The following is a 25,202-nucleotide window of genomic DNA, read 5'->3' as shown; positions in this document are numbered from 1 at the left end:
AGGGGGGGGGCGGCACAATAGCCGGCTTATGACTAAGTGTGATAGTCGGGAACTTTTTTGCTATTTCAAGTTCCATTGTCGGTCGTTAGAACGGAAGACGGCCTGCAGCAAGGCGCTTTCGTAACGGGTCTGCAGTTCCATGTGTGGCCTGCAGATGATTCAGACTATCCGCGCGGCAGGGGAGGCCTCTTGCTGCGCTGTTCCGTGCGGGACTGAAAAGAGTCCTTCAGGACACCTGTTTGAAGGAGAGAACTTTTGCGTAAAGCCCGGGTCTACTTTGGCAGACCGATTCACTGGTTGGCGTTACGCTCCTTCGAACCCAACGAGGAGTATTCATGCTAGCCCAGGAAGAGGATCAGCAGCTTGTCGAGCGCGTACAACGTGGCGACAAGCGAGCATTCGATCTGTTGGTGCTGAAGTATCAGCACAAGATTCTCGGGTTGATCGTGCGTTTCGTGCATGACACCCATGAAGCACAGGATGTGGCGCAGGAGGCCTTCGTCAAGGCCTATCGGGCGCTGGGGAATTTTCGCGGGGACAGTGCTTTTTATACCTGGCTGTACCGCATCGCCATTAACACGGCGAAGAATCATCTGGTGTCGCGCGGTCGGCGGCCCCCTGATAGTGATGTGAGTGCCGAGGATGCCGAGTTCTATGATGGTGATCATGCCCTCAAGGACATCGAGTCACCGGAGCGCGCCTTACTGCGCGATGAGATAGAGGCCACAGTGCATCGCAGCATCGAGCAGTTGCCAGAAGATTTGCGTACAGCGCTAACGTTGCGTGAATTTGATGGTCTGAGTTATGAAGACATTGCGAGCGTGATGCAGTGTCCGGTTGGTACTGTGCGATCGCGAATCTTTCGTGCTCGCGAGGCCATCGACAGATCCCTGCAGCCCTTGTTGCAGGATGCCTGAGACAGCGGCGTCAGCCAAAGAGAGGAACCGCCATGAGTCGTGAAACCATAAAGGAATCACTGTCCGCGGTGATGGATAACGAAGCCGATGAACTGGAAGTTCGTCGGGTCCTTGCAGCCAGTGATGATGCCGAGTTGCGTGCAACCTGGTCGCGTTACCAGATTGCCCGGGCAGTGATGCACAAGGAATTGCTTGAGCCGCGCCTTGATATCGCCGCCGCGGTTTCTGCCGCATTGGCCGATGAGGCGTTGCCGGTGACGGCTGCAAAATCTGCTGGGTCGTGGCGCTCCATCGGTCGTCTTGCGGTCGCTGCCTCGGTTACTCTGGCGGTACTGGCTGGCGTGCGCTTGTATAACCAGGATGAACTGGCCGGTGCTCAGTTGGCGCAGCAGGCTACTCAGCCGTCGCTGGTCCCGCCAGTGAGCGGAGCGGCCATGCTGGCAGGCTTCAATACTGCGGCTGAAGAGGCCACGCCTGCTGCCAGTGCGGTGGGTCAGGGGCAGCCCGGTTGGCATGAGCAGCGGCTGCCGGCTTATCTGCGTCAGCATGCTCAGCAGGCTGCGATGAAGTCGACTGAAAGCGCGCTGCCCTATGCGCGTGCTGCGAGCCTGGAAAGTCGTTAAGGAGGCGCATGCGCTTTGTTCCCTTTGCCGCCCTGTTGGTCGGCAGTTGCTTGGCATTGCCCGCTGTTGCTGCCGATGCGCAGGCCTGGTTGCAACGTTTGGCCGCCGCTGAGCGCAGTCAGAACTTTCAGGGAGCCTTCGTCTACGAGCGTAACGGCAGCTTTTCGACCCACAGCATCTGGCATCGGGCTGAGGAGGGTGGCGTGTTACGCGAGCGTCTGTTGCAGCTCGATGGTTCTGCGCAAGAGGTGCTGCGAGTTGATGGGCAGGTGCGCTGCGCCAGTGGTGCCCTGGCCGATCAGCTGATTGATAGTCAGTTATGGCCGGCGCGTGAGTTGAATGCCGAGCAGCTGGGGCAGTGGTACAACCTGAGCGTGCTGGGCAAGTCTCGTGTGGCTGGTCGCGCCACTGTGGTGCTGGCTATGGTGCCGCGGGATCAGCATCGCTACGGTATCGAGTTGCACCTCGATCAGAAGACGGCACTGCCATTGAAGTCCTTGTTGTTGAATGACAAGGGGCAGTTGCTGGAGCGTTTTCAGTTCACTCATTTCGATACCCAGGTACCTGTTGCCGAGATGCTCGAGCCAGGTGACGGCTGTCGGCCTGTGCGCCTGCCAGAGGCGCAGCCGGTTACTACCGATGCCTGGATCTCCGAATGGTTGCCGCCGGGCTTCAGCTTGAACTCCACCACTGTGCGGCGCAGTCCTGCCTCCGATGAGCCCGTTGCCTGCCAGGTCTATGGCGATGGCCTGGCGCGCTTCTCGGTGTTTATGGAGCCGCTGCGTGGTGCTGTGGTGGAAGACCTGCGTACTCAGCTTGGCCCCACTGTGGCCGTTTCGCGGCGCTTGAAAACCAATGATGGCGATGTAATGGTTACCGTGGTGGGTGAGATCCCTCTGGGTACGGCCGAGCGTATCGCCTTGTCGATGCGTATGGCCGAGTCGCAGGCTGAGCCATGATAGAAGAGCAGGGGCGGGTGGTGGCCTTAGAGGCTGGTGCGGTTTGGGTGGAGACCCTGCGCAAGAGCACCTGTTCCAGTTGTTCGGTCAAGGCCGGTTGCGGCCAGGGATTGCTCGATCAGCTTGGTGCAAGTGGTCGGCGCGGTTATGTCCGTGCATTGTCCGATCTGCGCCTTGAGGTGGGTGATGCCGTGGTCATAGGTGTGCGCGAAGATTTGCTGGTACGAGGTTCCTTGCTGGTCTATCTGCTGCCCTTGTTGGGTTTGTTCGCGGCTGGGGTGCTGGCCGAGCAGCTGGCCCTGAGCGAGCCGTTGGTGATTGTAAGTGCCCTGTTCGGTTTTTTCCTTGCCTGTCTGGCGGTGCGCTGGCGTAGTCGTCATACGGCCGGTGATCCGGCTTTGCAGCCGGTGGTGTTGCGCGCCTTGCTGGCAGGTGCCGCCGTCACGTCCTAGGTCCTTTGCTTGTTTTCGATGAGGAGTTGTATGTCGATGCCTGGCTTGAAAACGTCTTTTACCGCGCTTTGCGCTTTGTTGTTGATGGGGCAGGCGCTGGTTGCGCAGGCGAGTCTGCCCGATTTTACCGAGCTGGTTGAGCAGGCCTCGCCGGCGGTCGTCAATATCAGTACCCGACAGAAGATGCCGGAGCGTGCGGTGGCGGGGAGTGGGCAGTTGAATGTGCCTGATCTGGAAGGGCTGCCGCCGATGTTTCGTGAGTTCTTCGAGCGCAATATTCCGCAGGTCCCACGCGGTCCTGGTGGTGGTCGCCAGCGCGAGGCCCAGTCTCTGGGGTCGGGCTTTATCATTTCGGCTGATGGCTACGTGCTGACCAATAACCACGTGATTGCCGATGCCGATGAAATCATCGTGCGTCTGTCCGATCGCAGCGAGCTGGAGGCCAAGCTAGTGGGTACCGATCCACGCAGCGATGTGGCTCTGCTCAAGGTTGAGGGCAAGGGGCTGCCAACCGTCAAGCTGGGCAAGTCGGAAGACCTCAAGGTCGGTGAGTGGGTGCTGGCGATCGGCTCGCCTTTCGGCTTCGACCACTCTGTGACGGCCGGTATTGTCAGTGCCAAGGGTCGCAGTCTGCCCAACGAAAGCTATGTGCCCTTTATTCAGACCGATGTCGCGATCAATCCGGGTAATTCCGGTGGTCCGCTGTTCAATCTGTCTGGTGAGGTGGTGGGTATCAACTCGCAGATATTCACCCGTTCCGGTGGTTTTATGGGGCTGTCTTTTGCTATTCCCATGAGTGTGGCGCTGGATGTGGCGGATCAGCTCAAGAGCGATGGCAAGGTCAGTCGCGGCTGGCTGGGTGTGGTGATTCAGGAAGTGAACAAGGATCTAGCCGAGTCCTTTGGCCTGGAGCGGCCGGCTGGTGCCCTGGTGGCCCAGGTGCTGGAAGATGGCCCGGCAGCCAAGGGTGGCCTGCAGGTGGGGGATGTGATCCTCAATCTGGACGGCGAGCCGATCATCATGTCGGCGGACCTGCCGCACCTTGTAGGGGCCTTGAAGCCAGGCAGCATGGCAGAACTGGATGTGGTGCGTGATGGCGCACGCAAGACGCTCAAGCTGGCGGTGGGGGCGCTGCCGGAAGATGGTGATGTCCTGGCCAGTGCTGCAGCTCCGGGTGTCGAGCGCAGCAGTAACCGTCTTGGGGTCAAGGTTGTCGAGCTGACCGCCGAGCAGAAGAAGGGGTTGGATCTGAGCGGCGGCGTGGTGATTTCGGAAGTGCAGGAGGGGCCGGCGGCCCTGATCGGCTTGCGTCCGGGGGATGTGATCACCCACTTGAATAATCAGGCCATCGATTCGGCGAAGACCTTTGCCACAGTTGCCCAGGCGCTGCCAAAGAATCGCTCGGTATCGATGCGTGTGCTGCGTCAGGGCCGTGCCAGCTTTATCACCTTCAAACTGGCCGATTGATTACTCGGTGTCTGAATGGGAGGGGCGGCTTAGGCCGCCCCTTTTGCATGGTGCGCCGTTGTTCGCCGGGTGACCGCCGGCCGCCAATCGGGTACAATTCGCGGCTATTTTCGGCGGGCAGTCGCCTGCGGCCTTTTTGAGTGTTGACCCGTGAGTGATTTGAGTCATATCCGCAATTTCTCCATCATTGCCCACATTGACCATGGCAAGTCGACTCTGGCTGACCGTTTTATCCAGATGTGCGGCGGCCTGGCCGACCGTGAAATGGAAGCCCAGGTGCTGGACTCCATGGATCTGGAGCGTGAACGCGGCATCACTATCAAGGCCCATAGCGTTACGCTCTACTACAAGGCCCGTGACGGCATCACCTACCAGCTGAACTTTATCGATACCCCAGGGCACGTCGACTTCACCTACGAAGTCAGCCGTTCCCTGGCTGCCTGCGAAGGTGCGTTGCTGGTGGTCGATGCCGGTCAGGGTGTCGAGGCGCAGTCGGTCGCCAACTGCTACACCGCCATCGAGCAGGGCCTGGAGGTCATGCCGGTATTGAACAAGATCGATCTTCCTCAGGCCGATCCAGATCGGGTCAAGGAGGAAATCGAAAAGATCATCGGCATCGATGCCACCGATGCCGTGACCTGCAGTGCCAAGACCGGCCTGGGTGTCGATGAGGTGCTCGAGCGCCTGGTACATACCATTCCCGCACCGACCGGCAATATCGAGGATCCGCTGCAGGCCCTGATCATCGACTCCTGGTTCGATAATTACCTTGGCGTTGTGTCCCTGGTGCGGGTGCGCCACGGGCGGATCAAGAAGGGCGACAAGGTGCTGGTCAAATCCACCGGCAAGATTCACCTAGTGGACAGCGTCGGTGTGTTCAACCCCAAGCACAGCGCCACGGCTGATCTGAAGGCCGGCGAAGTGGGCTTTATCATTGCCGGCATCAAGGATATTCACGGTGCGCCGGTCGGCGACACCCTGACTCTGAGTTCGACTCCGGATGTCGATGTGCTGCCGGGCTTCAAGCGTATCCAGCCGCAGGTCTATGCTGGCTTGTTCCCGGTCAGCTCCGACGATTTCGAAGACTTCCGCGAAGCCCTGCAAAAGCTCACGCTGAACGATTCCTCGTTGCAGTACACCCCGGAAAGTTCCGACGCGCTGGGCTTTGGCTTCCGCTGCGGCTTCCTCGGCATGCTGCATATGGAGATCATCCAGGAGCGCCTGGAGCGCGAGTACGACCTGGATCTGATTACCACCGCTCCGACGGTGATTTTCGAGTTGCTGCTCAAGACCGGCGAGACGATCTACGTCGATAACCCGTCGAAGCTGCCGGATCTGTCGTCGATCGAAGATATGCGCGAGCCGATCGTGCGGGCTAATATCCTGGTGCCGCAAGAGCATCTGGGTAACGTGATTACCCTGTGCATCGAGAAGCGCGGTGTGCAGCATGACATGCTGTTCCTCGGCTCCCAGGTGCAGGTCACCTACGACCTGCCGATGAACGAGGTGGTGCTGGACTTCTTCGATCGTCTGAAGTCGACCAGTCGCGGCTATGCTTCGCTGGATTATCATTTCGATCGCTATCAGTCGGCTAATCTGGTCAAGCTGGACGTGCTGATCAATGGCGAGAAGGTCGACGCCCTGGCGTTGATCGTGCATCGTGACAACGCGCACTACAAAGGTCGTGCGTTGACCGAGAAGATGAAAGAACTGATCCCGCGGCAGATGTTCGATGTGGCAATCCAGGCCGCCATTGGCGGGCAGATTGTGGCGCGGACCACCGTCAAGGCGCTCAGAAAGAACGTGCTGGCCAAATGCTACGGCGGTGACGTTAGCCGTAAACGCAAACTGCTGGAAAAGCAGAAGGCCGGTAAGAAAAGGATGAAGCAGGTTGGTAACGTGGAAATTCCACAGGAAGCCTTCCTCGCCGTACTCAGGTTGGATAGTTAGGTCCTATGTCGCTAAATTTCCCGCTGTTGCTGGTTATCGCTGTCGCTGTCTGTGGCGCGCTGGCGCTGTTCGATCTGATCTTCCTGGCCCCGCGCCGGCGAGCAGCCATCGCCACCTACCATGGGCAGGTCGGTGAGCCCGACGAGGCGGTGGTGGATCGCCTGAACAAGGAGCCGCTGCTGGTCGAGTACGGCAAGTCCTTCTTCCCGGTTCTGGCCATCGTTCTGGTGTTGCGCTCCTTTCTGGTCGAGCCGTTCCAGATCCCCTCGGGTTCGATGAAGCCGACTCTGGAAGTGGGCGACTTTATCCTGGTCAACAAGTTTGCCTACGGTATCCGCCTGCCGGTGCTCGATACCAAGGTGATCGAGGTGGGTGATCCGCAACGCGGCGATGTGATGGTGTTTCGCTACCCCAGCGAACCCAATATCAACTACATCAAGCGGGTGGTCGGCCTGGCGGGTGACCATGTGGCCTACAGCAGCGATAAGCGCCTGTTTATCAACGGTGAGCCGGTGGCTCAGCAGTTACTGGGCGAAGAGCCGGGTAGCCTGGGTAGTGCCGTGCTGTACAGCGAGAAACTGGGCGAGGCCGAGCACCAGATCCGTAAGGAAATGAAGCGTTACCGGGTTGAGCCGGGTCGCGAGTGGGTGGTGCCGCAAGGGCATTACTTTATGATGGGCGACAACCGCGACAACTCCAACGACAGCCGTTACTGGAATGACCCTGCTATTCCCAGGCCACTGTGGGGCATGGTGCCGGATCAGAACATCGTCGGCAAAGCCTTTGCGGTGTGGATGAGCTGGCCCGATCCCAAGTCGCGCAACCTGCCCAATTTCTCCCGCGTCGGCCTGATTCACTGACGCGCTGATAATTTTGCGACGCTGTTAAATGCAGCGTCGCAGGCTATATATAGTCTTGTCTCCAGCCTCAATGGCTATCGGATAACTCAAATACTTGGGGTCTAATATGAAATTTGCGCGTTCGCAAAAGGGTATGTCGATACTGGGCTGGTTGATGGTGTTGGCGTTCATCGCGTTCTTTGCTAGTGCCGCATTCAAGGTGCTGCCGCATTACTTCGACTATATGTCGCTGGAGAAGATCATCACCTCGGTGGAGACCGACAAGGCTATGGAAATCCGCAGTGTTGGCGAGTTCTATAGCCATGTCTCCAAGGGCATGGAGGTCAATAGTATTCGCGATCTGGATCTGCGTGAGGCGCTTAAGATAAAGCAGGAAAATAACGAATTCCGCGCTCACCTGAAGTACGAAAGGCGTGAGCCGCTGATCCAGAATATCGATCTGGTGGTGCGTTTCGATAAAGAATTTCGTGTGCGCATGCCGTGAGTGATTCCCTGGCCCGTCTCGAGCGTCAGCTCGGTTACCGCTTTAAAGACCAGGAGCTGATGGTCCTGGCCCTGACTCATCGCAGTTTTGCCGGACGCAATAACGAACGTCTGGAGTTTCTCGGCGACGCGATTCTCAATTTCGTTGCCGGCGAGGCGCTGTTTCAGCGCTTCCCGCTGGCTCGCGAAGGTCAGCTTTCACGTCTGCGCGCGCGTCTGGTCAAGGGTGAAACCCTGGCCATTCTGGCCCGTGGTTTCGATCTCGGCGAGTACCTGCGCCTGGGTTCCGGCGAATTGAAGAGCGGCGGCTTTCGTCGCGAGTCGATTCTGGCTGATGCGCTGGAAGCGCTGATTGGTGCCATCTACCTGGACACTGGTATGGAGGCGGCCCGCGAGCGGGTGCTGGCCTGGCTGACCACCGAGTTGGACAGCCTGACCCTGGTCGATACCAACAAGGACCCGAAAACCCGCCTGCAGGAATTTCTGCAGTCGCGCGGCTGCGAGCTGCCACGTTATGAGGTGGCGGATATCCAGGGCGAGCCGCACTGTCGGACATTCGTGGTCGAATGTCAGATTACCTTATTAAATGACAAAACCCTGGGGCAGGGTGCCAGCCGGCGTATCGCCGAGCAGGTTGCGGCCGCTGCCGCGCTGATCGCCCTGGGTGTGGAGAATGGCAATGACTGATACACCTGTTACACGCTGTGGCTATGTCGCCATCGTCGGCCGGCCCAACGTGGGCAAGTCGACGTTGCTCAACCACATCCTCGGGCAGAAGCTGGCGATCACCTCGCGCAAGCCGCAGACCACCCGACACAATATGCTCGGTATCAAGACCGAGGGCGAAGTGCAGGCCATCTATGTCGACACGCCGGGTCTGCACAAGAACAATGAGAAAGCCCTCAATCGCTATATGAACAAGAACGCCTCGTCGGCGCTGAAGGATGTCGACGTGGTGATCTTTGTGGTTGATCGCACCCGCTGGACCGATGAAGACCAGATGGTGCTGGAGCGCATCCAGTACGTCGAAGGCCCGGTGATTCTGGCGATCAACAAGACCGACCGCATCGAAGACAAGGCAGAACTGATGCCGCATCTGGAGTGGCTGGCCACTCAGTTGCCGAACGCCGAAATTGTGCCGGTATCGGCGCAACACGGGCATAACCTCGATACTCTGGAAAAACTGGTCGGCGATCGTCTGCCAGAGGGTGTGCACTTCTTCCCGGAAGATCAGGTTACCGACCGTTCCAGCCGCTTCTTCGCCGCCGAGCTGGTGCGCGAGAAGATCATGCGTCAGCTGGGGGCGGAGCTGCCTTACCAGATCACCGTGGAAATCGAGGAATTCAAGCGCGACGGGCGCATCCTGCATATCCATGCGCTGATTCTGGTGGAGCGTGATGGTCAGAAGAAGATCATCATCGGCGACAAGGGCGAGCGCATCAAACGCATCGGTCAGGAAGCGCGCAAGGATATGGAGGTGATGTTCGACTCCAAAATCATGCTCAACCTCTGGGTCAAGGTCAAAAGTGGCTGGTCGGATGACGAGCGTGCGCTGCGCTCCCTGGGTTACGACAACATCTGAGTTGCCCTCGGGCGCGCCCTTGCGCCCGCTTTGCGAGTAAACCCATGCTTGCCCCTAGTCAGCCTGCCTATGTCCTGCACAGCCGTGCCTACCGCGAAAGCTGCGCGCTGGTCGACTTTCTCACCCCGCAGGGCCGCTTGCGTGCGGTATTGCGCGGCGCACGGGGCAAGGCCGGTAGCCTGGCGCGCCCGTTTATTCCGCTGGAGGCCGAGTTTCGCGGACGTGGTGAGCTGAAGAATGTCGGCCGCCTCGATCCGGCCGGTATCCCCAATCTGCTGGTGGGCGAGGCGCTGTTCAGCGGCCTGTACCTCAACGAGCTGCTGATTCGCCTACTGCCCGCCGAAGATCCCCATCCCGCCGTCTTTGAACATTACGCCATGACCGTGCTTGCCCTGGCCGAAGGGCGTGCTCTGGAACCTCTGCTGCGTTCTTTTGAATGGCGTCTGCTCGATGAGCTGGGCTATGGTTTCGCCCTGGATCTGGACAGCGAAGGCCAACCCATAGCCCCGGATGGTTTGTATCGCCTGCATACCGAAACCGGGCTGGTGCCGATTGGCCAGTTGCAGCCCGGTGTGTTTCAAGGGGCCGAGCTGCTGGCCATGGCCGAAGCGGATTGGACCGCACCGGGTGCCCTGGCCGCCGCCAAACGCCTGATGCGCCAGGCCCTGGCACCCCATTTAGGCGGCCGACCGCTGGTCAGCCGCGAATTGTTTATGACGCTCAAGGAGCCGAAACGTGACTGATGCCAACCGAATTCTGCTGGGTGTGAATATCGACCATGTCGCCACCCTGCGCCAGGCCCGTGGGACTCGCTACCCGGATCCGGTCAAGGCTGCGCTGGATGCCGAGGAGGCGGGGGCCGATGGCATCACCGTGCACCTGCGCGAAGACCGCCGGCATATCCAGGAGCGCGATGTACGCCTGCTCAAGGAGGTCATGCAGACCCGGATGAACTTCGAGATGGGTGTCACTGAGGAAATGCTCGCCTTCGCCGAAAGCATTCGCCCCGAGCACGTCTGCCTGGTACCGGAAACCCGCCAGGAACTTACTACTGAAGGTGGCCTGGATGTGGCCGGGCAGGAGGCGCGGATTCGCGCGGCGGTGGAGCGCCTGAGCAAGATCGGCTGCGAAGTGTCGCTGTTTATCGATCCGGATCCGCAGCAGATCGAGGCGTCCAGGCGCGTCGGCGCGCCGGCCATCGAGCTGCACACCGGGCGCTATGCCGATGCCCATACCCCTGAGGAAGCTGCCCGTGAGTTGGCGCGGATTCGCGATGGTGTGGCCTGCGGTCTGCAGCACGGCCTGATCGTCAATGCCGGCCACGGTCTGCACTACCACAACGTCGAACCGGTGGCGGCGATTGCCGGGATTAATGAACTGAATATCGGCCACGCCCTGGTGGCTCACGCCCTGTTCGTCGGCTTTAAGCAGGCGGTGGTTGAGATGAAGGCATTGATCGTCGCGGCGGCTAATCGCGACTGAGTGTAGGGCGGACATGCCACAGGCTTGTCCGCCCTACGGGAGCTTTGTGTATTCCGGTTTACGGTTTGCGCGCCACCAGCACGGCGCGGCAGGGGGCCGGCAGGCCTTCGACGGTGCGGCTATGGTCGGCCGGGTCGAGAAACTCGGGTAACGACTGAAAGCGCATCCACTCGGTGGCGCGTTGCTCTTCCACGCTGGTGGTGCTCACGTCGACGCAGCGCACGTCGACGAAACCGGCGCGGCGCAGCCACAGTTCCAATGCTGGTACAGAAGGCAGGAACCAGACGTTGCGCATCTGTGCGTAGCGGTCCTCGGGTACCAGTACCTGCTGGGCATCGCCTTCCACCACCAGGGTTTCCAGCACCAGTTCGCCGTCCTTGACCAGGCAGTCCTTGAGGTCGATCAGGTGATCAATGGGCGAGCGGCGGTGATAGAGCACGCCCATGGAGAACACAGTGTCGAAGCCTTGCAGCTTGGCGGGCAACTCCTCGAAGGCCAGCGGCAGGTGCCAGGCGGGCAGGTCGGGCAGGTAATTCTTCATCGCCAGAAACTGGCAGAGGAACAGCCAGTTGGGGTCGATGCCGACCACGCTATCGGCTCCGGCTCCGAGCATGCGCCACATGTAGTAGCCGTTGCCGCAGCCCACATCCAGCACCCGTTTGCCCTTGAGCTCCAGATGCGGGGCGACCCGTTGCCACTTCCAGTCCGAGCGCCATTCGGTGTCGACGTGTACGTCGAACAGATGAAAGGGCCCCTTGCGCCACGGGATCAGGCCCTGCAAGGCGGTTTTCAGTGAGGCGCGGGTCGGCTCGTCACAATGGCCGTTGAAACTGAAGCTGTGCAGCAGTTCGAGCTGTTCGACGTTCAGTTCCGGTAGCGCCTGTACCGCGCCGTACCAGCGCGGCAGGTCGCCATGGCCGACCGCCAGCTTGGCGTCGATCTGCCCAGGCAGGTCGGCCGCCCATTCTTGCAGTGGGGTGCCAGCCAGTTGTGCTTGCAGGGCGTCGAGGTCGAGGCGATGGATCATGGCAGGGCAACCAGGGAGGCGAAGTTGAGGCACTGGAACCAGGGCACCACCTGGCTGTAGCCGGCAGCCAGCAGGCGTTCGCGGTGCTGCTCCAGGCTGTCGGGCAGCATGACCTTCTCGATGGCGCTGCGCTTCTGGGCGATTTCCAGTTCGCTGTAGCCGTTGGCGCGCTTGAAGGCGACATGCAGTTCGCCGAGCAGGTCGTGCTGCGCTTGATCCTCGAAGCGCAGTTTTTCCGAGAGGATCAGTGCGCCGCCGGGCAGCAGGGCCTGGCGGATCCGGGAGAGCAGGGGCAGGCGCTGTTCGGGCTGGATAAATTGCAGGGTGAAATTCAGCGCCACCAGCGAGGTCGGTTGAAACTCCAGGGCGAGAATATCGGCCTCGATCACCTCAACTGGCAGCAACTCCTGAAACATCGAGTCCTGGGCGTGCAGGTATTCGCGGCAGCGTTCGACCATGGCGCTGGAGTTGTCCACAGCGATCACCCGGCAGTCTGCGATCTGCACATGGCGGCGCAGGGCCTGGGTCACCGCACCCAGGGAGCAACCCAGGTCGTAAAGCACGCTGTGCGGTTGGGCGAACTGGCCGGCGAGCACGCCGATATTCTCGACAATGGTCGGGTAACCAGGCACCGAGCGCTTGATCATGTCCGGGAACACCCGCACCACATCCTCGTTGAAGGCGAAGTCGGGCACCTGGGCCAGGGGCTGGGCGAAGAGGCGATCGGGCTGTTTGGTCACGGTGGCTGCGCACTGGTCGAGAAAGGCCGGCATTTTAGCCAAGTGCGGCCTCAAGCCAAACCATGATTACCTCAATTGGTCGGAAAAGAACTCGCCGGCACCCTGCAGCGGCCCCAGTGGATTGCGCTTGACCTCGTAGCGGCGGATGTTCGGCTCGCCGTTGCTGAGCTTGTGCACCAGCACCTCATCCACCAGCACGAAGACTGAGCGGAAGATCCAGCCCTGTAGCTCGCTCTTCTTGCGGAAATTGAAGGCGTCGGCCCAGAAGTTACCGACCCGCTGGGTATCGGTCTTGTTGAACTGGAAGGAATAGCCGATGCAGCGGTCCTTGGCTTCCAGGCAGCGCAACAGGCCTTCGGGCAGGTAGTCGATGGGCACATTGGGCTGCACGAACATCAGGCGGATGTCGATAAAGGAGAGCATCTTGCCGTTGCCTTCCTTCAAGGGATCGAAGCCCAGGGCGAACAGATCGGCGCGGGTGGTTTTTCCGGGAATGGCCTGTGCGTAGCGGATTTCTGCATCCAGGTAGTCGTCGAACGGGGAAAGAGCTTCTTCCTGCTCGCTGGGCAGAAGGCCGCTACAGCCTGAAAGCAAGGTCAGCATGAGGAACAGGCCAACTGCATACCCAGTGTCCGTCATGTTGGTTGTCCTGAGTGAGGGTGTGTCTCTCTTCTATAGTCGATATCTCGCCGCTCTGCTTGTTAAGCCGGTCACGACGTTGAGTTTGACTGCCGGCGCTAGGGTCGTGGCAGCCCGCGGGTGACCCCGTGCTGCCGTATTACTTGACCCTGATGGTGCAGTCGAAGCTTTGCGCCGGTACCACGCCCACTTCCCAGGGGCGCTGATAGGTCAGCAGCAGGCGACCTTCACCGGCCTGTTTGGCCTGGAAGCGCCAGGTCGAGCGCCCGGCACTGCCGACCAGGCCGGCGTCTTCCGGGTTGCTGTAGACCTCGGGGCCAAGGCTCTGCAGGACGCTGGCGGCGGAGTCGCGGACCAGCCAGCGAAAGCCGGTGGTGGGGTTGCTCGGCATCTGCAGAATCAACTGCTGCCCGCTGTACAGGGTCAGCGGGCATTTGCTCTGCTGGTTCTGTTGCAGAGTCACGCTGCTGGGCTTGTGCGCGCAGGCGCTCAACAGGGCGAGGCCGAGAAGTAACGGCAAGCGGAGGGCGGTCATGGTCAACTCCAGGCGACGGTCAATGCCTGCCAGCATAGCCGTGCAGATTGGCCGGCGTAACCCTAGCTCTGGCCAAGGGCAGTACTGGGCAGGCGCAGGCGTTGGGCGCACTCTTCGATTGCGGGGGCGAATAGCGCAAAACACTCGCCGGCTGCCAGCTCTACCTGTGGTGCCGCAATCAGGTCGTGCTCGATACGCTGCAGGAGTTGCTGCAACGGGGCCGTATTGTGCGCCTGGTCGAGCTTCTGGCAGAGCTGGCGCATCTGTTGCTGCAGTCCGGCGGGGCAGTGCTTGTAGTTGGTCGCCCGCACGGCCAGACCGCGCAGACGCGCCAGGTCTTCGAGTACCCGGCAGGCCTGACCGAGGCCGCCCAGTTCGCTGGTCGCGGCGAGGCAAAGGCGTTCCTCGAGCTGTTCGATAACCTGCAGCAGGCCTTCGATCAGTTGGCAGTGGGCGGCAAAGTCGGCCGGATTGCGCCGTAGCCTGGGCCAGTCTTCCTGCAGTGGGGCCAGCTGCAGGCTGGGCCCGGGCCAGTTCAGCCAGAGCTGATCGAGTTGGCGGGCGATGGCGTTACGCTGACTGACGCTGACGATATCCTGTTGTGCCCCCAGGCCGCGGTGTTTCTGCAGGTGCTGCAGCAGTTCGAGGGCTCGTTGCAGGGTGGTACTCTGCAGTGCGCCCAGGTGCTGGTAATGGCGCTGGCTGGCGCGCCTGTGCAGCCACTGGCCCAGTAGATAAAGGGCCAATGCCAGGGCAATGGCAATGCTGAGTTCCATGGCAGGACTCCTCGGATCGGCAGATAGCACGAAAAGTGTGCATGGCGGGCCTGCAACTCTCCTGCCAGATGCGCCAAACCGCGCTGCAGGGGGCTTTGGCACCGGCAATGCGTGCTGTGATCGCGTCATTCTCGTGCGCTGATGGCTGTGTATGGCTATTTTGGTGCGTGCTTTGCGCAGGCGTGCCCCGAACTGCGCCACGGATCTGGTGAGCCCTGGCGCTCGCCCCCGACCATCCGCAGCGCCCGCCCGCCATCCCCGCCAGCCGCTGGTCGGTGGGGGTTACGGCCGATCGCGCAACTGGTTAAAGTGCCACCACCCCACCGCGGATTGCCCTAGCGATGCTCAAAGCCCGTCTGTTGCGCCTGGATGATCAGGCTCACGAACATACCCACGACCACCATCAGTTGGTGTTGTCGCTGGCTGGGCGCGCGGAATTCGAGGTCAATGGTCGGGGCGGCGAGGTGTGCCGCATGCGTGCCTGCCTGGTGCCGGGCGACGCCGACCATCAGTTCGCTGGCATCGGCGATAATCGCATGTTGATCATCGACCTGAACGAGCAGGGTACCTCCAGCGAAGACCTGGAGCTGCTGACCCACCTGTTTGAAACCCCGCGTTACCCGCAGCTGGATGCCGATTTCCAGAACCTGCTGAACTACGCCGGGGCCGAACTGGAGCGCTACGGTTCCGATCCCATGCTGGCCCGTGCCCTGGGCGGCGTTCTGCTGCGTGCCCTGCACCTGCGCCTGTTCGGCGAACAGCATGCGCGGGTGCTGGGGCCGCTGAACCTGGAGCGTCTTGACGGCTATATCGGCGAGCACCTGGCGCGGCGCATCAGTGTCGCCGAACTGGCCCAGGTGGCCTGCCTCAGCCCCAGTCATTTTCATGCCCAGTTCAAGGACAGTGTGGGCCTGACACCGCACCAGTATCTGCTGAAAACCCGGCTGGACCGCGCCGCCAGGCTGTTGCGCGAAAGCGCCTTGCCGTTGATCCGCATCGCCGAAGAATGCGGTTTCTCCAGCCAGAGCGCCCTGACCACGGCCATGCGTCGTTATCTGGGGCTGACGCCTAAGCGCCTGCGCGGTGCCGAGTAAGACTCCGCAACATATTCCTGCCGCTCCTCCGGGCCTGCTATCTCTGGCTTGCACCCGGTCAAAAGAGATTGGGCGCTATTACCTGGATGCAGTTCCGCAGTCGCCCGGCTAAGCTGCATGGCGTCGGCGCACGAAGTGCTTGGATGTCTCGTCATCGGCGGGACCCGAGCTGCGCCCCTAGTGAGCACTGTATATGAGTAAGCCTGGTTGTTTTCCGTTACGCACTGCCCTGTTGGTTTTTGCCTCACTCTTGGCACCCCCACTATGGGCTGCCAGCTTGCAGGCAGAGCTGGTCGATCTTGCGGGTCAGCCCCTGGCCAACGCCGTACTGACGCTGCAGGGCTCCCCGGGCAGCGCGCAACCTGCCGCGCCAGGGGTGATGGATCAACGGGCCCAGCAATTTATGCCCCATGTACTGGCGGTGCGCACCGGCGTTGCGGTGAGCTTCCCCAATAGCGACGATATCCGTCATCACGTCTATTCCTTCTCTCCGGCCAAGCGTTTTGAGCTGCGCCTGTACAAAGGCACGCCCAGTGAGCCGGTGCTGTTCGATACCCCGGGGGTGGTGGCGCTGGGCTGCAATATTCATGACTGGATGCTGGGTTATGTTTATGTCACCGATGATCCCTGGTTTGCCGTCAGCGACGAGCAGGGCCGCGTGCAGCTCGACGGGCTGCCAGCGGGGCGTTATCAGGTCAGCCTCTGGCACCCGCAGCTGGTCGACATGCTGAGCCAGCCTGGAGGTGAACTGCAGCTTGGCGAGGCGGGCAGTCAGCAGCGCTTTAGCCTGGCCGTGCAGCCCGCCGAGGTCGCCCCGGCTCGTGCACCGCAGAGTGCCTTTGGTGATGCATTCAAGAAGGCTCGCGATGCTGCGCAATAGTTTCCAGGGGAGGATCGCCAGCGTACTGGTGTTGTTGCTGCTGGTGGTGATCGCCGCGCTGTATGTCGCGGTGCAGACGGCCACCAACGCTGCGGTGCGGGCCCAGGCGCGCGAGCAGCTGGAGGTCGGCAGCCTGGTGTTTCAGCAACTGCTGGAAGTGCGCGGGCGCCAGCTGCACGACGCGGTGCAGGTGCTGGTGGCCGATTTCGGCTTCAAGGACGCTGTGGCCAGCGGCGATAGCGACACCATCCGCTCTGCCCTGGCCAACCACGGCGCGCGGATCAATGCCGGAGCGGTGATGATGCTCGATCTGGATGGCAGCCTTGAGGTCAGTACCGACCGCCAGATCAGCTCGCAGACCGCGCAATGGCTGAGCATGCAGATGATGCAGCGCCAGCGTGAAGGCGTGGCGGTGTTTCTGATGCCCATGGGCGCACGCCTCTATCTGCTTGTGCAGGCCACGGTCAATGCTCCCCTACCGATTGCCCGAGTGATGATGGGCTTTCAGGTGGATGAAGCCTTTGCTACTGAGTTGCGCGAACTGACCCATCTGGACCTGACGCTGGTAGCCAGTCAGCCAAATCAGGCGGATATCTGGATCAGCACCCTGAGTGGGCCGCAGCGCCAGCAATTGCAGGCCGTATTGTCGGCTCCGTCCTTCGATCAGGTGCAGACCCTGGCCGATCAGCAGTACCTGGGCCAGCGCCTGTTGCTGGCCGAGGGTGAAGGCTTTACCGTCCAGGCAATGTTGCACAAGTCCCTGACCCAGGCCGAACAGGCCTTCGCCGGGCTGGATCGCAATATCCTGCTGATTGCCCTGGCGGCCTTGCTGGCGTCCCTGGGCGGTGCGCTGTTGCTGGCGCGCAATGTGTCGCAGCCGGTGCAGCAACTGGCGGCGGTGGCCGAACGGGTGGGGCAGGGCGACTATCAGGTGCCGATTGCCATGCAGCGCAGCGATGAGCTGGGCAGCCTGGCCAAGGCCCTGCAAAGCATGCAGACGGGGATCGCCGAGCGCGAGCGGCAGCTGGCGCACAACGCCTTGCATGATGCCCTCACCGGGCTGCCCAATCGCACCCTGGCACTGGAGCGGCTGGGCAGCGCCATCACCGCTGGGCGTAGCACCGCGCTGATCCATATCGGCATTGGCAACTTCCGCACAGTCAACGACAGCCTCGGTCAGGAGGGTGGTGATCGGGTCTTGCAGCAGTTGGGGCAGCGCCTGCAGGGCATACTGCGCCCCGGAGACAGTCTGGCACGGTTGGTGGCGGACGAGTTTCTGCTGTTGCTGGACAACTGTGACAGTGACAGTGCCGTGGGTATCGCCGACAAACTTCAGCAACTGCTGCTCAAGCCGCTGCGCATCAATACCCAGGAGGTGGCCCTGGACTGCCGCTTCGGCATCGCCGCCTTCCCTGGCGATGGCGACAATGCCGAGGACCTGCTGCGTCGTGCCGGCATTGCCATGCAGGACGCCGCCCAACAGCCGGGGCGCATGCAGTTGTATCAGCGCGGCCGTGACGATGCCCGGCAGCGGCAGATGCTGCTGATCCGCGATCTGCGCCGCGCCCCGGAAAGTGGCGAGCTGCTGCTGCACTACCAGCCCAAGCTGGATATCGCCGCTGGCCGGGTGCGTCAGGCTGAGGCGTTGCTGCGTTGGCAGCACCCCCAGCTGGGCATGGTCTCGCCGGGAGAGTTTATCCCCCTGGCCGAGCACACCGGCAGCATCCAACTGCTGACCAACTGGGTGATTGAAGAGGTGATGCGTCAACTGCGCGAGTGGAGCGCCCGCGATCTGCGGGTGCAGGTGTCGTTGAATATCTCCACCGCCGATCTGATCGACCCACAACTGTCGCAGCGGGTGGCCAAGCTGCTGAAGCATTACAAGGTGCCGGCCGAGCAACTGGTTTTCGAAATCACCGAAAGCGGCATGATGCTCAACCCCGAGCTGGCTCTGCAGGTCTTGCACGAGCTTCATGGGCTGGGCATCAGCCTGTCGGTGGACGACTTCGGCACGGGCTACTCCTCCCTGGCTCAGCTTAAGCGCATGCCGGTGCAGGAATTGAAGATCGACCAGTCGTTTATCCGCGATCTGGACGAAGCCAGCGAAGACTCGGTGATCGTCCGCTCCACCATCGACATGAGCCACAGCCTGGGCCTCAAGGTGGTGGCCGAGGGGGTGGAGTACGAGCGTTGCCTGCACCTGCTTGAGCGTTGGCGCTGCGACACCGCCCAGGGCTATCTGATCAGCCGGCCCCTGGCGGCCAAGGCTTTTGAAAGCTGGTTGGAGCAATACCGCGAAGCAAGCAGTCGCGAGGTGCAATCATGAAGCGATTCCTCAGCCTGCTTGGCCTTGGCCTGTTCTCCAGTCTGAGCCTGGCCGATGGCCGCCTGTTGGCCACTGGTGGTGCCAGCAGCCTCGAGGGCGCTGCCGGCGGTGGCATCACCCCCTGGGCGGTGCTGGCCGGTTATGGTGAGCGCGGCGAATGGGGCGCGGATGTATTCGCCACACGGGTCGAGACCGGCGACTACCGCCTGGATGTGGCCGGTATTGCCGCCTCGTTCGATAACCGCATCGAGTTGTCCTATGGCCGCCAGCGCTTCGATCTGGGCACCCTGGCGCGCAACCTGAATCTGCCGGAGAACAGCCTCAGCCAGGATATCTTCGGCCTCAAGGTGCGCCTGTTCGGCGACCTGATCTACGACACGCTGCCTCAGGTATCCCTGGGCCTGCAGCACAAGCGTCAACGTGATTTTCTGATTCCCAGTCTGGTGGGTGCGCAGCGCAGCTCGGATACCGAAGGCTATCTGACTGCCAGTCGGCTGATCCTCGGCGGTGCCTTCGGCTACAACCTGCTGCTCAATGCTGGCCTGCGCTACAGCCGGGCCAACGAACTGGGCCTGCTGGGTTTTGGCGGTGATCGTCGTGATCGTCACTCAGTGCTCAAGGAAGGCTCAATCGCGGTACTGTTCAACCCGCACTGGGCCCTGGGTGCGGAATACCGCGAGAAGCCGGACAATTTGAGCTTTGCCGGTGAAAGCGACTGGGCCGACCTGTTTGTCGGCTACTTCCCCAACAAGCACCTGGCCGTGGTGCTGGCCTATGCCCGCCTGGGCGAAATCGCCAGCCTGGATAATCAGGATGGCGTTTATCTGTCCATTCAGGGGAGTTTCTAAGCATGCGCCTGCTGATCATTGCCCTGCTGCTGGCGCTCAGCGCCTGCGCTCAGCAACCGCCCAAGGATGACAGCCTGTACCGCGCCCTGGGCGAGCAGGCTGGCATCGAAGCGGTGGTGGAGGGCATGCTGCTGAAGATCGCCAGTGACACGCGCATCGTCCAGCACTTCGAGGATGTTGATATCCAGCGCCTGCGCGACAAGCTGGTGGAGCAGTTTTGCATGGAGGCCGGCGGGCCCTGCACCTACACCGGCGACAGCATGGAGGAGAGCCATACCGGCTTGGACCTCACCCCAAGCGACTTCAACGCCCTGGTGGAAAACCTGCAGGCGGCGATGACCGACCAGGGTGTAGCCATTACCGCTCAGAACCGTCTGTTGGCGCGCTTGGCCCCAATGCGCGAACAGATTATCGATCGCTGACCTGACTGCGGTGGCGAAGGGTTCGGGCCCGCGCTTGGCTATGCTGGAAGTAATCGGCCAGTCAGCGAGGGTGTCGCCATGAGCCACAAGCATCAGAACCTGCTGCATTCGATCTTCCAGGGTGCCTTGCCCAGCAATATCCACTGGCGCGAGGTCGAGTCGCTGCTGCATCACCTGGGGGCCACTGTCGAACCTGTTCTGGGGGCGCGCTTTCGCGTGGTGCTCAACCAGCATGAGTTCTTTCTGCATCACCCGCACAACAGCAATGAGTGCAGCAAGCAGGAGATCAAGCACCTGCGCGAATGCCTGGCCCAGGCGGGTGTCACCCTGGCCGCCTACGAGGGCAAATAGCCCGTGCGCCGTTGCCCTAATGACGCCTGGCCTTGCGGATGCGCAAGGCGATAGCACCGATAATCAGCAGGGCCAGGGGGCCCAGTAGCAGCGCGGCCAGTTGCGGCGACAGGCCGATACCCAGGCTATGCGCGCCCTCGACGCCGAGTTTGAACAGGCTCAGCAGGTAATAGCTGATGGCGATGATCGACAGGCCCTCCACCGCCTTCTGGATCTTGATCTGGGTGTTGGCGCGGCTGTTGAGGCTGCGCAGGATCGCCGAGTTCTGTTCTTCCACCTCCACCTGCACCCGGGTCTGCAGCAGCTCGCCCAGGTTGGCCACGCTCTGGCCCAGGCGCAGCAGGCGCTGTTCGGTCACCGCGCAATAGCGCACCGTGGGCTTGAAGCGCCGCTCGATAAAGATCCCCAGGCGCTGGCAGTCGCCGACATGGCTCTCGTGCAGTTCGCCGATGCGTTCGAACACCAGTTGCGCATAAGCCTCGGCGGCGCTGAAACGCTGGCGGTGGACGGCGGTGGCGCGCACCAGGTTGGCCGACAGCAGGGCGATATCGCCGAGCAGCTGCTTGGGGTTGCTGGTGTCGGGCGCGGCGTTGCGTGCGGACAGGCTGGCCAGTTGCTGGTCGTAGGCCTTGAGCTGGCGGTCGACGTCCTGGGCCACCGGCAGGGTCAGCGAGGCCATCATGCGGTAGGTCTCGATCTCCAGCAGGCGGCGGATCATGCGTCTCAGGCGGTAAGCGTTGAGCCTGCGGTTGACCAGCAGGATACGGTTGAGGCCGTTCTCGCAGAGACGAAAGTCGCTCCACACCGTGGCATCGCCGCCGCCGACATGCGAGCCGGCAGGGTCCTTGAAGCCGTAGCGGGCGCTGTGGCCTTGCCACTGCTGCTCGGCCTCCACCAGGATCTGCAGCGCATTGATGATCAGCCCCTGGTGCGGCTCGATCAGCGCCTGCAGGGCCTGGGGCAGGGCGGGCCAGAATTCGCCGCCCGCCTGCTTGGGCTGGACCAGGGTCAGGGTGAAGAACTCGGCATGCCGCTCCCATTTCAGCGCACAACCCGCTAACTGGCTCAGGCCCTGGGCGCTGCCATTGGGCTGGGGTTGTTCGGCGCTGTGCGGCAGCGCCGCGATGATGGCACTGCCGACTTCATCCTGATCGAGCAGGGCGATATGAAAGACATGGGCCGGCTCGTTGAAATACAGCGAGGGGCGGGCGTGCAGTTCGTTGTGCAGGGCGGTTCGTTGCGGATGCATGGTAGGTCAGCGCGGCCGTAAGGAATGCAGCAGTGACGTAGCCGGGGCGGCCGGTGTCACCAGATGGCCGAGCTTGGGCGGTTATTCAAACAAGCGTTCGCGATTAGTTCCAGGGCCTGGAGTATTTCGCAAAAACTCCAGAGCTTTCAGCAAGAAGCGGTCATGGTTCTGCAACTAAATTCGTCCATCCACTGGCGCAGTGCGCGGGTTTTGGCCCAGTTGTCATTGGTCAGACCAGCCATGTTGCGCTAGACCCATAACAAACAGTCTCCACAAGAGGATGGGCGTGATGTTTAAAGCCAGTCACGTCTTGCAGGACGAGTTCCTTAACCGGATCTCTGCCGCCAAGGCCGCCGATTTTTTCCCTGTCATCAGCGCCAACTACAGCGTTGACGAGGCAGCCTATCTCACTGAGCTCTTGCAGCTCGCCGACCCCGGCGAGACCGGCATTGCGGCCATCAGCCGCGGTGCCCGTACCCTGATTCAGGACGTACGTAGCCGGGACAACGCCGTCGATACCCTCGACGCACTTCTTCGTCAGTACAGCCTCGACACCCAGGAAGGGCTGATGCTCATGTGCCTGGCCGAGGCTCTGCTGCGTGTACCCGACGCCGCCACCGCCGATGCGCTGATCCGCGACAAGCTCAGTGCCGCCGAGTGGGAACGTCACCTCGGCCAGAGCGACAGCGTGCTGGTCAACTTCGCCGCTTGGGGCCTGGTGATGACCGGCAAGGTGGTCGATCCGGAAACCGCCGATGGCCGGCCAAAAAACGTCCTCGGCAAGCTGATCAAGCGCTCCGGCGAGCCGGTGATCCGCGCTGCCATGAACCAGGCCATGAAGCTGATGGGCAAGCAGTTCGTGCTTGGCCGCAATATCGCCGAGGCGCTGAAGAATGGCCGTGGCGAGCGCGAAAAAGGCTACACCTACTCCTTCGATATGCTCGGCGAGGCGGCTCTTACACAAGCCGATGCCGAGAAGTACATGGCCGACTACCGCAAGGCCATCGACACCGTCGGTGCCGAGCCGCAGGTCGGCCCGGGCCCGAAGCCGTCTATCTCGATCAAGCTGTCCGCCCTGCACCCACGCTATGAAGTGGCTCAGCGCGAGCGCGTGTTGACCGAGCTGTTCGCCAACGTGCTGGAACTGGCGGTGCGGGCGCGCAAGCTGGGCGTGGGTATTTCGGTGGACGCCGAAGAGGCCGATCGCCTCGAGCTGTCCCTGGAGCTCTATGAAAAGCTGATGCGCGATCCGGCCCTCAAGGGCTGGGGCGAGTTCGGTCTGGTGGTGCAGGCCTATTCCAAGCGCTGCCTGCCGGTGCTGGTATGGCTGACCCTGCTGGGCAAGGAGCTGGGCGAGAAGATGCCGCTGCGTCTGGTCAAGGGTGCCTACTGGGACACCGAGATCAAGCAGTGCCAGGTTCAGGGCCTGGACGGCTACCCGGTATTCACCCGCAAGGAAGGCACCGACACCTCCTATCTGGCCTGTGCCCGTTACCTGCTCTCGGAGTTCACCCGCGGGGTGATCTACCCACAGTTTGCCAGCCATAACGCCCACACCGTCAGCTGCATCCTGGCGATTGCCGCCGAGCACCCGCAGCCGCGCGAGTTCGAGTTCCAGCGCCTGCATGGCATGGGCGATGCGCTGTACGACACCGTACTGGAAAAGCACGCCAAGACCGTGCGCATCTATGCCCCGGTCGGTGCGCACAAGGATCTGCTGCCCTACCTGGTGCGGCGCCTGCTGGAAAACGGCGCGAACTCCTCGTTCGTCCACCAGTTGGTCGACCCCAGTGTGCCGGTGGAGTCCCTTCTCGATCACCCGGTGACGCAACTGCGCAAGTTCAAAACCCTCGGTAATGACAAAATCCCTCTTCCGCCGGCGTTGTTTGGCCCTGCGCGGAAAAATTCCCAAGGCCTCAATATGAACATTCACACTTCGTGGAGTGAGCTGGAGCTCGCCTATCAGCCGCACCTGTCCCGTCAATGGCAGGCCGCCCCGGTCATCAACGGCCAGCGCCTGAGTGGTACTGCCACCGCCGTGCACTGTCCCTATGAGCTGAGCAAGCAGGTCGGCAGTGTCGATTTTGCCAGCGCCGCCCAGGCTGCCCAGGCGCTGGATGCCCTGCACGCCGCCTGGCCGCGCTGGAATGCCACCGCCATCGACAGCCGTGCCAGCATCCTCGAGCGCCTGGCCGATCTGCTCGAAGTCAACCGCGCCGAGCTGATGGCGCTGTGCACCGTGGAAGCCGGTAAGTCCATGCAGGACGGCATCGACGAAGTGCGCGAGGCCGTGGATTTCTGCCGTTACTACGCCCAGCAGGCGCGCCTGCGTCTGGGCCGCGAAGAGCTGGTGGGCCCCACCGGCGAGCGCAACGAGCTGTTCCATGAAGGCCGCGGTATTTTCGTCTGCGTCAGCCCGTGGAACTTCCCCCTGGCCATCTACCTGGGCCAGATTGCCGCCGCTCTGGTGGCCGGCAACTGCGTGCTGGCCAAGCCGGCCGAGCAGACCAGCCTGATCGCCGCTCGCGCTCTGGAACTGATGTTCGAAGCCGGTCTGCCGCAGGATGTCATCGCCTTCCTGCCTGGCGACGGTGCCACCCTGGGCGGCGTGTTCTGTCGTGATGCCCGGGTTGCCGGCGTGTGCTTTACCGGCTCCACCGATACCGCGCGCATCATCAACCGTCAGCTGGCCGAGAAGGCCGGCCCGATTGCCGCGCTGATCGCCGAAACCGGCGGGCAGAACGCGATGATCGTCGACTCCACCGCGCTGCCCGAGCAGGTGGTCAAGGATGCCGTGCAATCCGCCTTTACCAGCGCCGGCCAGCGTTGCTCGGCCCTGCGTGTGCTCTATGTGCAGAACGACATCGCCGAGCGGGTGCTGGATCTGCTCAAGGGCGCGATGGCCGAACTCAAGGTCGGCCCGACCCATCTGCGTGAAAGCGATGTCGGCCCGGTGATCGACGCCGAGGCCCGGGACGGCCTGCTGGCCCATATCGCCCAGCTCAAGGCCGAGGGCAAGCTGATTGCCGAAGCCGCACTGCCGGCCGGCCTGGACGGTCACTTCGTCGCGCCGGTGGCCTTCGAGATCGGCGGCATCCATGAACTGAAGAAGGAAAACTTCGGTCCCATCCTCCATGTGGTGCGTTTCGAAGCCCGCGAACTGGAGCAGGTGGTGGCCGCGATCAACGGCACCGGCTTCGGTCTGACCCTCGGCGTGCACAGCCGCAACGAGGAAACCGCACGGCGCATCGAGGAACTGGCGCGGGTCGGCAACCTCTATGTCAACCGCAACCAGATCGGTGCCGTGGTCGGCGTGCAACCCTTCGGCGGCTGCGGCCTGTCCGGTACCGGGCCGAAAGCCGGCGGGCCGAGCTACCTGCTGCGGTTCGCCAACGAGCGCACCACCTCGATCAACACCACCGCAGTGGGCGGCAACGCTTCGCTGCTGTCGCTGGGCGACGAATAACCCGTAGTTAAGGGGCGGGCTTACAACGCCTGCTCCGCCACTGGCCTGCGTGCGCAAGGCCTGCGGTTTCAAGT

The 25,202-nt window shown here is 61.9% G+C and carries 25 protein-coding genes; 19 read left to right on the top strand and 6 right to left on the bottom strand.

What is annotated here, in order from left to right; all coding sequences use genetic code 11:
- Positions 1-335: 335 nt before the first annotated feature.
- From rpoE to pdxJ, 12 genes are all read left to right on the top strand, one after another.
- The gene (gene rpoE, locus WMW70_RS13575; protein ID WP_325509438.1) at positions 336-917 is read left to right on the top strand and encodes an RNA polymerase sigma factor RpoE; all 582 of its coding nucleotides are present in this window, start codon (positions 336-338) and stop codon (positions 915-917) included.
- Between the two features lie 32 nt (positions 918-949).
- Entirely contained in the window at positions 950-1,540 is a 591-nt protein-coding gene (locus tag WMW70_RS13570; protein WP_341438016.1) for a sigma-E factor negative regulatory protein, read from the top strand.
- 8 nt (positions 1,541-1,548) lie between these two features.
- Complete coding sequence (locus WMW70_RS13565) at positions 1,549-2,499, top strand: MucB/RseB C-terminal domain-containing protein (RefSeq protein WP_341438015.1); 951 nt, start codon at positions 1,549-1,551, stop codon at positions 2,497-2,499.
- Positions 2,496-2,951 carry a SoxR reducing system RseC family protein gene (locus tag WMW70_RS13560; protein WP_341438014.1) on the top strand — a complete coding sequence of 152 codons (456 nt, stop codon included), beginning with the start codon at positions 2,496-2,498 and terminating at the stop codon, positions 2,949-2,951. The genes WMW70_RS13565 and WMW70_RS13560 overlap by 4 nt, the downstream gene beginning before the upstream one ends.
- 36 nt (positions 2,952-2,987) lie before the next feature.
- Positions 2,988-4,418 carry a DegQ family serine endoprotease gene (locus tag WMW70_RS13555; RefSeq protein ID WP_341438013.1) on the top strand — a complete coding sequence of 477 codons (1,431 nt, stop codon included), beginning with the start codon at positions 2,988-2,990 and terminating at the stop codon, positions 4,416-4,418.
- 150 nt (positions 4,419-4,568) lie between these two features.
- Positions 4,569-6,368 carry a translation elongation factor 4 gene (gene lepA, locus WMW70_RS13550; RefSeq protein WP_341438012.1) on the top strand — a complete coding sequence of 600 codons (1,800 nt, stop codon included), beginning with the start codon at positions 4,569-4,571 and terminating at the stop codon, positions 6,366-6,368.
- Positions 6,369-6,373: 5 nt separating this feature from the next.
- Positions 6,374-7,228 (top strand): signal peptidase I, encoded by an 855-nt coding sequence (lepB, locus tag WMW70_RS13545; RefSeq protein WP_341438011.1) that lies wholly within the window; start codon positions 6,374-6,376, stop codon positions 7,226-7,228.
- A 106-nt stretch (positions 7,229-7,334) separates the two neighbouring features.
- Entirely contained in the window at positions 7,335-7,712 is a 378-nt protein-coding gene (locus WMW70_RS13540; RefSeq protein ID WP_341438010.1) for a DUF4845 domain-containing protein, read from the top strand.
- Positions 7,709-8,398, top strand: a complete 690-nt coding sequence (gene rnc / locus WMW70_RS13535) for a ribonuclease III (protein ID WP_341438009.1) — start codon at positions 7,709-7,711, stop codon at positions 8,396-8,398. Before WMW70_RS13540 ends, rnc begins: the two co-directional genes overlap by 4 nt.
- Complete coding sequence (gene era, locus WMW70_RS13530) at positions 8,391-9,293, top strand: GTPase Era (RefSeq protein ID WP_341438008.1); 903 nt, start codon at positions 8,391-8,393, stop codon at positions 9,291-9,293. The genes rnc and era overlap by 8 nt, the downstream gene beginning before the upstream one ends.
- 44 nt (positions 9,294-9,337) lie before the next feature.
- Positions 9,338-10,036: a DNA repair protein RecO gene (gene recO / locus WMW70_RS13525; protein ID WP_341438007.1), complete on the top strand. Its 699-nt coding sequence runs from the start codon at positions 9,338-9,340 to the stop codon at positions 10,034-10,036.
- A complete protein-coding gene (pdxJ, locus tag WMW70_RS13520) occupies positions 10,029-10,775 on the top strand; it encodes a pyridoxine 5'-phosphate synthase (protein ID WP_341438006.1) in 747 nt (248 codons plus the stop codon). The genes recO and pdxJ overlap by 8 nt, the downstream gene beginning before the upstream one ends.
- A gap of 58 nt (positions 10,776-10,833) precedes the next feature.
- Here pdxJ and cmoB read toward each other — a convergent pair whose 3' ends face one another.
- From cmoB to WMW70_RS13495, 5 genes are all read right to left on the bottom strand, one after another.
- Positions 10,834-11,802, bottom strand: a complete 969-nt coding sequence (gene cmoB / locus WMW70_RS13515; protein WP_341438005.1) for a tRNA 5-methoxyuridine(34)/uridine 5-oxyacetic acid(34) synthase CmoB — start codon at positions 11,800-11,802, stop codon at positions 10,834-10,836.
- Positions 11,799-12,575: a carboxy-S-adenosyl-L-methionine synthase CmoA gene (cmoA, locus tag WMW70_RS13510; RefSeq protein WP_341438056.1), complete on the bottom strand. Its 777-nt coding sequence runs from the start codon at positions 12,573-12,575 to the stop codon at positions 11,799-11,801. The genes cmoB and cmoA overlap by 4 nt, the downstream gene beginning before the upstream one ends.
- A 33-nt stretch (positions 12,576-12,608) precedes the next feature.
- On the bottom strand, positions 12,609-13,181 hold the full coding sequence (locus tag WMW70_RS13505) for a hypothetical protein (protein ID WP_445942142.1): 573 nt from the start codon (positions 13,179-13,181) through the stop codon (positions 12,609-12,611).
- 139 nt (positions 13,182-13,320) lie between these two features.
- Positions 13,321-13,716, bottom strand: coding sequence for a protease inhibitor I42 family protein (locus WMW70_RS13500; protein WP_341438004.1), 396 nt, complete (start codon positions 13,714-13,716; stop codon positions 13,321-13,323).
- A 62-nt stretch (positions 13,717-13,778) separates the two neighbouring features.
- Positions 13,779-14,492, bottom strand: a complete 714-nt coding sequence (locus tag WMW70_RS13495; protein WP_341438003.1) for a hypothetical protein — start codon at positions 14,490-14,492, stop codon at positions 13,779-13,781.
- A 341-nt stretch (positions 14,493-14,833) separates the two neighbouring features.
- Here WMW70_RS13495 and WMW70_RS13490 point away from each other — a divergent pair, with 341 nt between their 5' ends.
- The 6 genes from WMW70_RS13490 to WMW70_RS13465 all read left to right on the top strand — a co-directional run bounded on the left by WMW70_RS13490 (position 14,834) and on the right by WMW70_RS13465 (position 20,413).
- A complete protein-coding gene (locus WMW70_RS13490) occupies positions 14,834-15,586 on the top strand; it encodes a helix-turn-helix transcriptional regulator (RefSeq protein WP_341438002.1) in 753 nt (250 codons plus the stop codon).
- 193 nt (positions 15,587-15,779) lie between these two features.
- The gene (locus WMW70_RS13485; RefSeq protein WP_341438001.1) at positions 15,780-16,466 is read left to right on the top strand and encodes a methylamine utilization protein; all 687 of its coding nucleotides are present in this window, start codon (positions 15,780-15,782) and stop codon (positions 16,464-16,466) included.
- Positions 16,453-18,792: a putative bifunctional diguanylate cyclase/phosphodiesterase gene (locus WMW70_RS13480; protein WP_341438000.1), complete on the top strand. Its 2,340-nt coding sequence runs from the start codon at positions 16,453-16,455 to the stop codon at positions 18,790-18,792. Before WMW70_RS13485 ends, WMW70_RS13480 begins: the two co-directional genes overlap by 14 nt.
- Entirely contained in the window at positions 18,789-19,640 is an 852-nt protein-coding gene (locus tag WMW70_RS13475) for a DUF3034 family protein (RefSeq protein WP_341437999.1), read from the top strand. Before WMW70_RS13480 ends, WMW70_RS13475 begins: the two co-directional genes overlap by 4 nt.
- A 2-nt stretch (positions 19,641-19,642) precedes the next feature.
- Complete coding sequence (locus tag WMW70_RS13470; RefSeq protein ID WP_341437998.1) at positions 19,643-20,062, top strand: group I truncated hemoglobin; 420 nt, start codon at positions 19,643-19,645, stop codon at positions 20,060-20,062.
- A 78-nt stretch (positions 20,063-20,140) separates the two neighbouring features.
- A complete protein-coding gene (locus tag WMW70_RS13465; protein WP_341437997.1) occupies positions 20,141-20,413 on the top strand; it encodes a type II toxin-antitoxin system HicA family toxin in 273 nt (90 codons plus the stop codon).
- Positions 20,414-20,429: 16 nt separating this feature from the next.
- Here the strand turns inward: WMW70_RS13465 and WMW70_RS13460 are convergent, their stop codons facing one another.
- Positions 20,430-21,662: a DUF3422 domain-containing protein gene (locus WMW70_RS13460; RefSeq protein ID WP_341437996.1), complete on the bottom strand. Its 1,233-nt coding sequence runs from the start codon at positions 21,660-21,662 to the stop codon at positions 20,430-20,432.
- A 289-nt stretch (positions 21,663-21,951) separates the two neighbouring features.
- Between WMW70_RS13460 and putA the strand changes: the two genes are divergently transcribed.
- On the top strand, positions 21,952-25,128 hold the full coding sequence (putA, locus tag WMW70_RS13455) for a bifunctional proline dehydrogenase/L-glutamate gamma-semialdehyde dehydrogenase PutA (protein ID WP_341437995.1): 3,177 nt from the start codon (positions 21,952-21,954) through the stop codon (positions 25,126-25,128).
- Positions 25,129-25,202 lie beyond the last annotated feature (74 nt).

The organism is Pseudomonas sp. XK-1, from assembly GCF_038069885.1.
GTDB lineage: Bacteria > Pseudomonadota > Gammaproteobacteria > Pseudomonadales > Pseudomonadaceae > Aquipseudomonas.
The sequence above is the reverse complement of the archived record's forward strand: the minus strand, read 5'-3'. Positions and strand labels throughout refer to the sequence as shown.

Bases quoted from the DNA above. Each gene is read 5' to 3' on its own strand.
- rpoE (WP_325509438.1), top strand. From the start codon at position 336: ATGCTAGCCCAGGAAGAGGATCAGCAGCTTGTCGAGCGCGTACAACGT.
- WMW70_RS13570 (WP_341438016.1), top strand. From the start codon at position 950: ATGAGTCGTGAAACCATAAAGGAATCACTGTCCGCGGTGATGGATAAC.
- WMW70_RS13565 (WP_341438015.1), top strand. From the start codon at position 1,549: ATGCGCTTTGTTCCCTTTGCCGCCCTGTTGGTCGGCAGTTGCTTGGCA.
- WMW70_RS13560 (WP_341438014.1), top strand. From the start codon at position 2,496: ATGATAGAAGAGCAGGGGCGGGTGGTGGCCTTAGAGGCTGGTGCGGTT.
- WMW70_RS13555 (WP_341438013.1), top strand. From the start codon at position 2,988: ATGCCTGGCTTGAAAACGTCTTTTACCGCGCTTTGCGCTTTGTTGTTG.
- lepB (WP_341438011.1), top strand. From the start codon at position 6,374: ATGTCGCTAAATTTCCCGCTGTTGCTGGTTATCGCTGTCGCTGTCTGT.
- WMW70_RS13540 (WP_341438010.1), top strand. From the start codon at position 7,335: ATGAAATTTGCGCGTTCGCAAAAGGGTATGTCGATACTGGGCTGGTTG.
- era (WP_341438008.1), top strand. From the start codon at position 8,391: ATGACTGATACACCTGTTACACGCTGTGGCTATGTCGCCATCGTCGGC.
- recO (WP_341438007.1), top strand. From the start codon at position 9,338: ATGCTTGCCCCTAGTCAGCCTGCCTATGTCCTGCACAGCCGTGCCTAC.
- cmoB (WP_341438005.1), bottom strand. From the start codon at position 11,802: ATGATCCATCGCCTCGACCTCGACGCCCTGCAAGCACAACTGGCTGGC.
- cmoA (WP_341438056.1), bottom strand. From the start codon at position 12,575: ATGCCGGCCTTTCTCGACCAGTGCGCAGCCACCGTGACCAAACAGCCC.
- WMW70_RS13505 (WP_445942142.1), bottom strand. From the start codon at position 13,181: ATGACGGACACTGGGTATGCAGTTGGCCTGTTCCTCATGCTGACCTTG.
- WMW70_RS13500 (WP_341438004.1), bottom strand. From the start codon at position 13,716: ATGACCGCCCTCCGCTTGCCGTTACTTCTCGGCCTCGCCCTGTTGAGC.
- WMW70_RS13495 (WP_341438003.1), bottom strand. From the start codon at position 14,492: ATGGAACTCAGCATTGCCATTGCCCTGGCATTGGCCCTTTATCTACTG.
- WMW70_RS13490 (WP_341438002.1), top strand. From the start codon at position 14,834: ATGCTCAAAGCCCGTCTGTTGCGCCTGGATGATCAGGCTCACGAACAT.
- WMW70_RS13485 (WP_341438001.1), top strand. From the start codon at position 15,780: ATGAGTAAGCCTGGTTGTTTTCCGTTACGCACTGCCCTGTTGGTTTTT.
- WMW70_RS13480 (WP_341438000.1), top strand. From the start codon at position 16,453: ATGCTGCGCAATAGTTTCCAGGGGAGGATCGCCAGCGTACTGGTGTTG.
- WMW70_RS13475 (WP_341437999.1), top strand. From the start codon at position 18,789: ATGAAGCGATTCCTCAGCCTGCTTGGCCTTGGCCTGTTCTCCAGTCTG.
- WMW70_RS13470 (WP_341437998.1), top strand. From the start codon at position 19,643: ATGCGCCTGCTGATCATTGCCCTGCTGCTGGCGCTCAGCGCCTGCGCT.
- WMW70_RS13465 (WP_341437997.1), top strand. From the start codon at position 20,141: ATGAGCCACAAGCATCAGAACCTGCTGCATTCGATCTTCCAGGGTGCC.
- WMW70_RS13460 (WP_341437996.1), bottom strand. From the start codon at position 21,662: ATGCATCCGCAACGAACCGCCCTGCACAACGAACTGCACGCCCGCCCC.
- putA (WP_341437995.1), top strand. From the start codon at position 21,952: ATGTTTAAAGCCAGTCACGTCTTGCAGGACGAGTTCCTTAACCGGATC.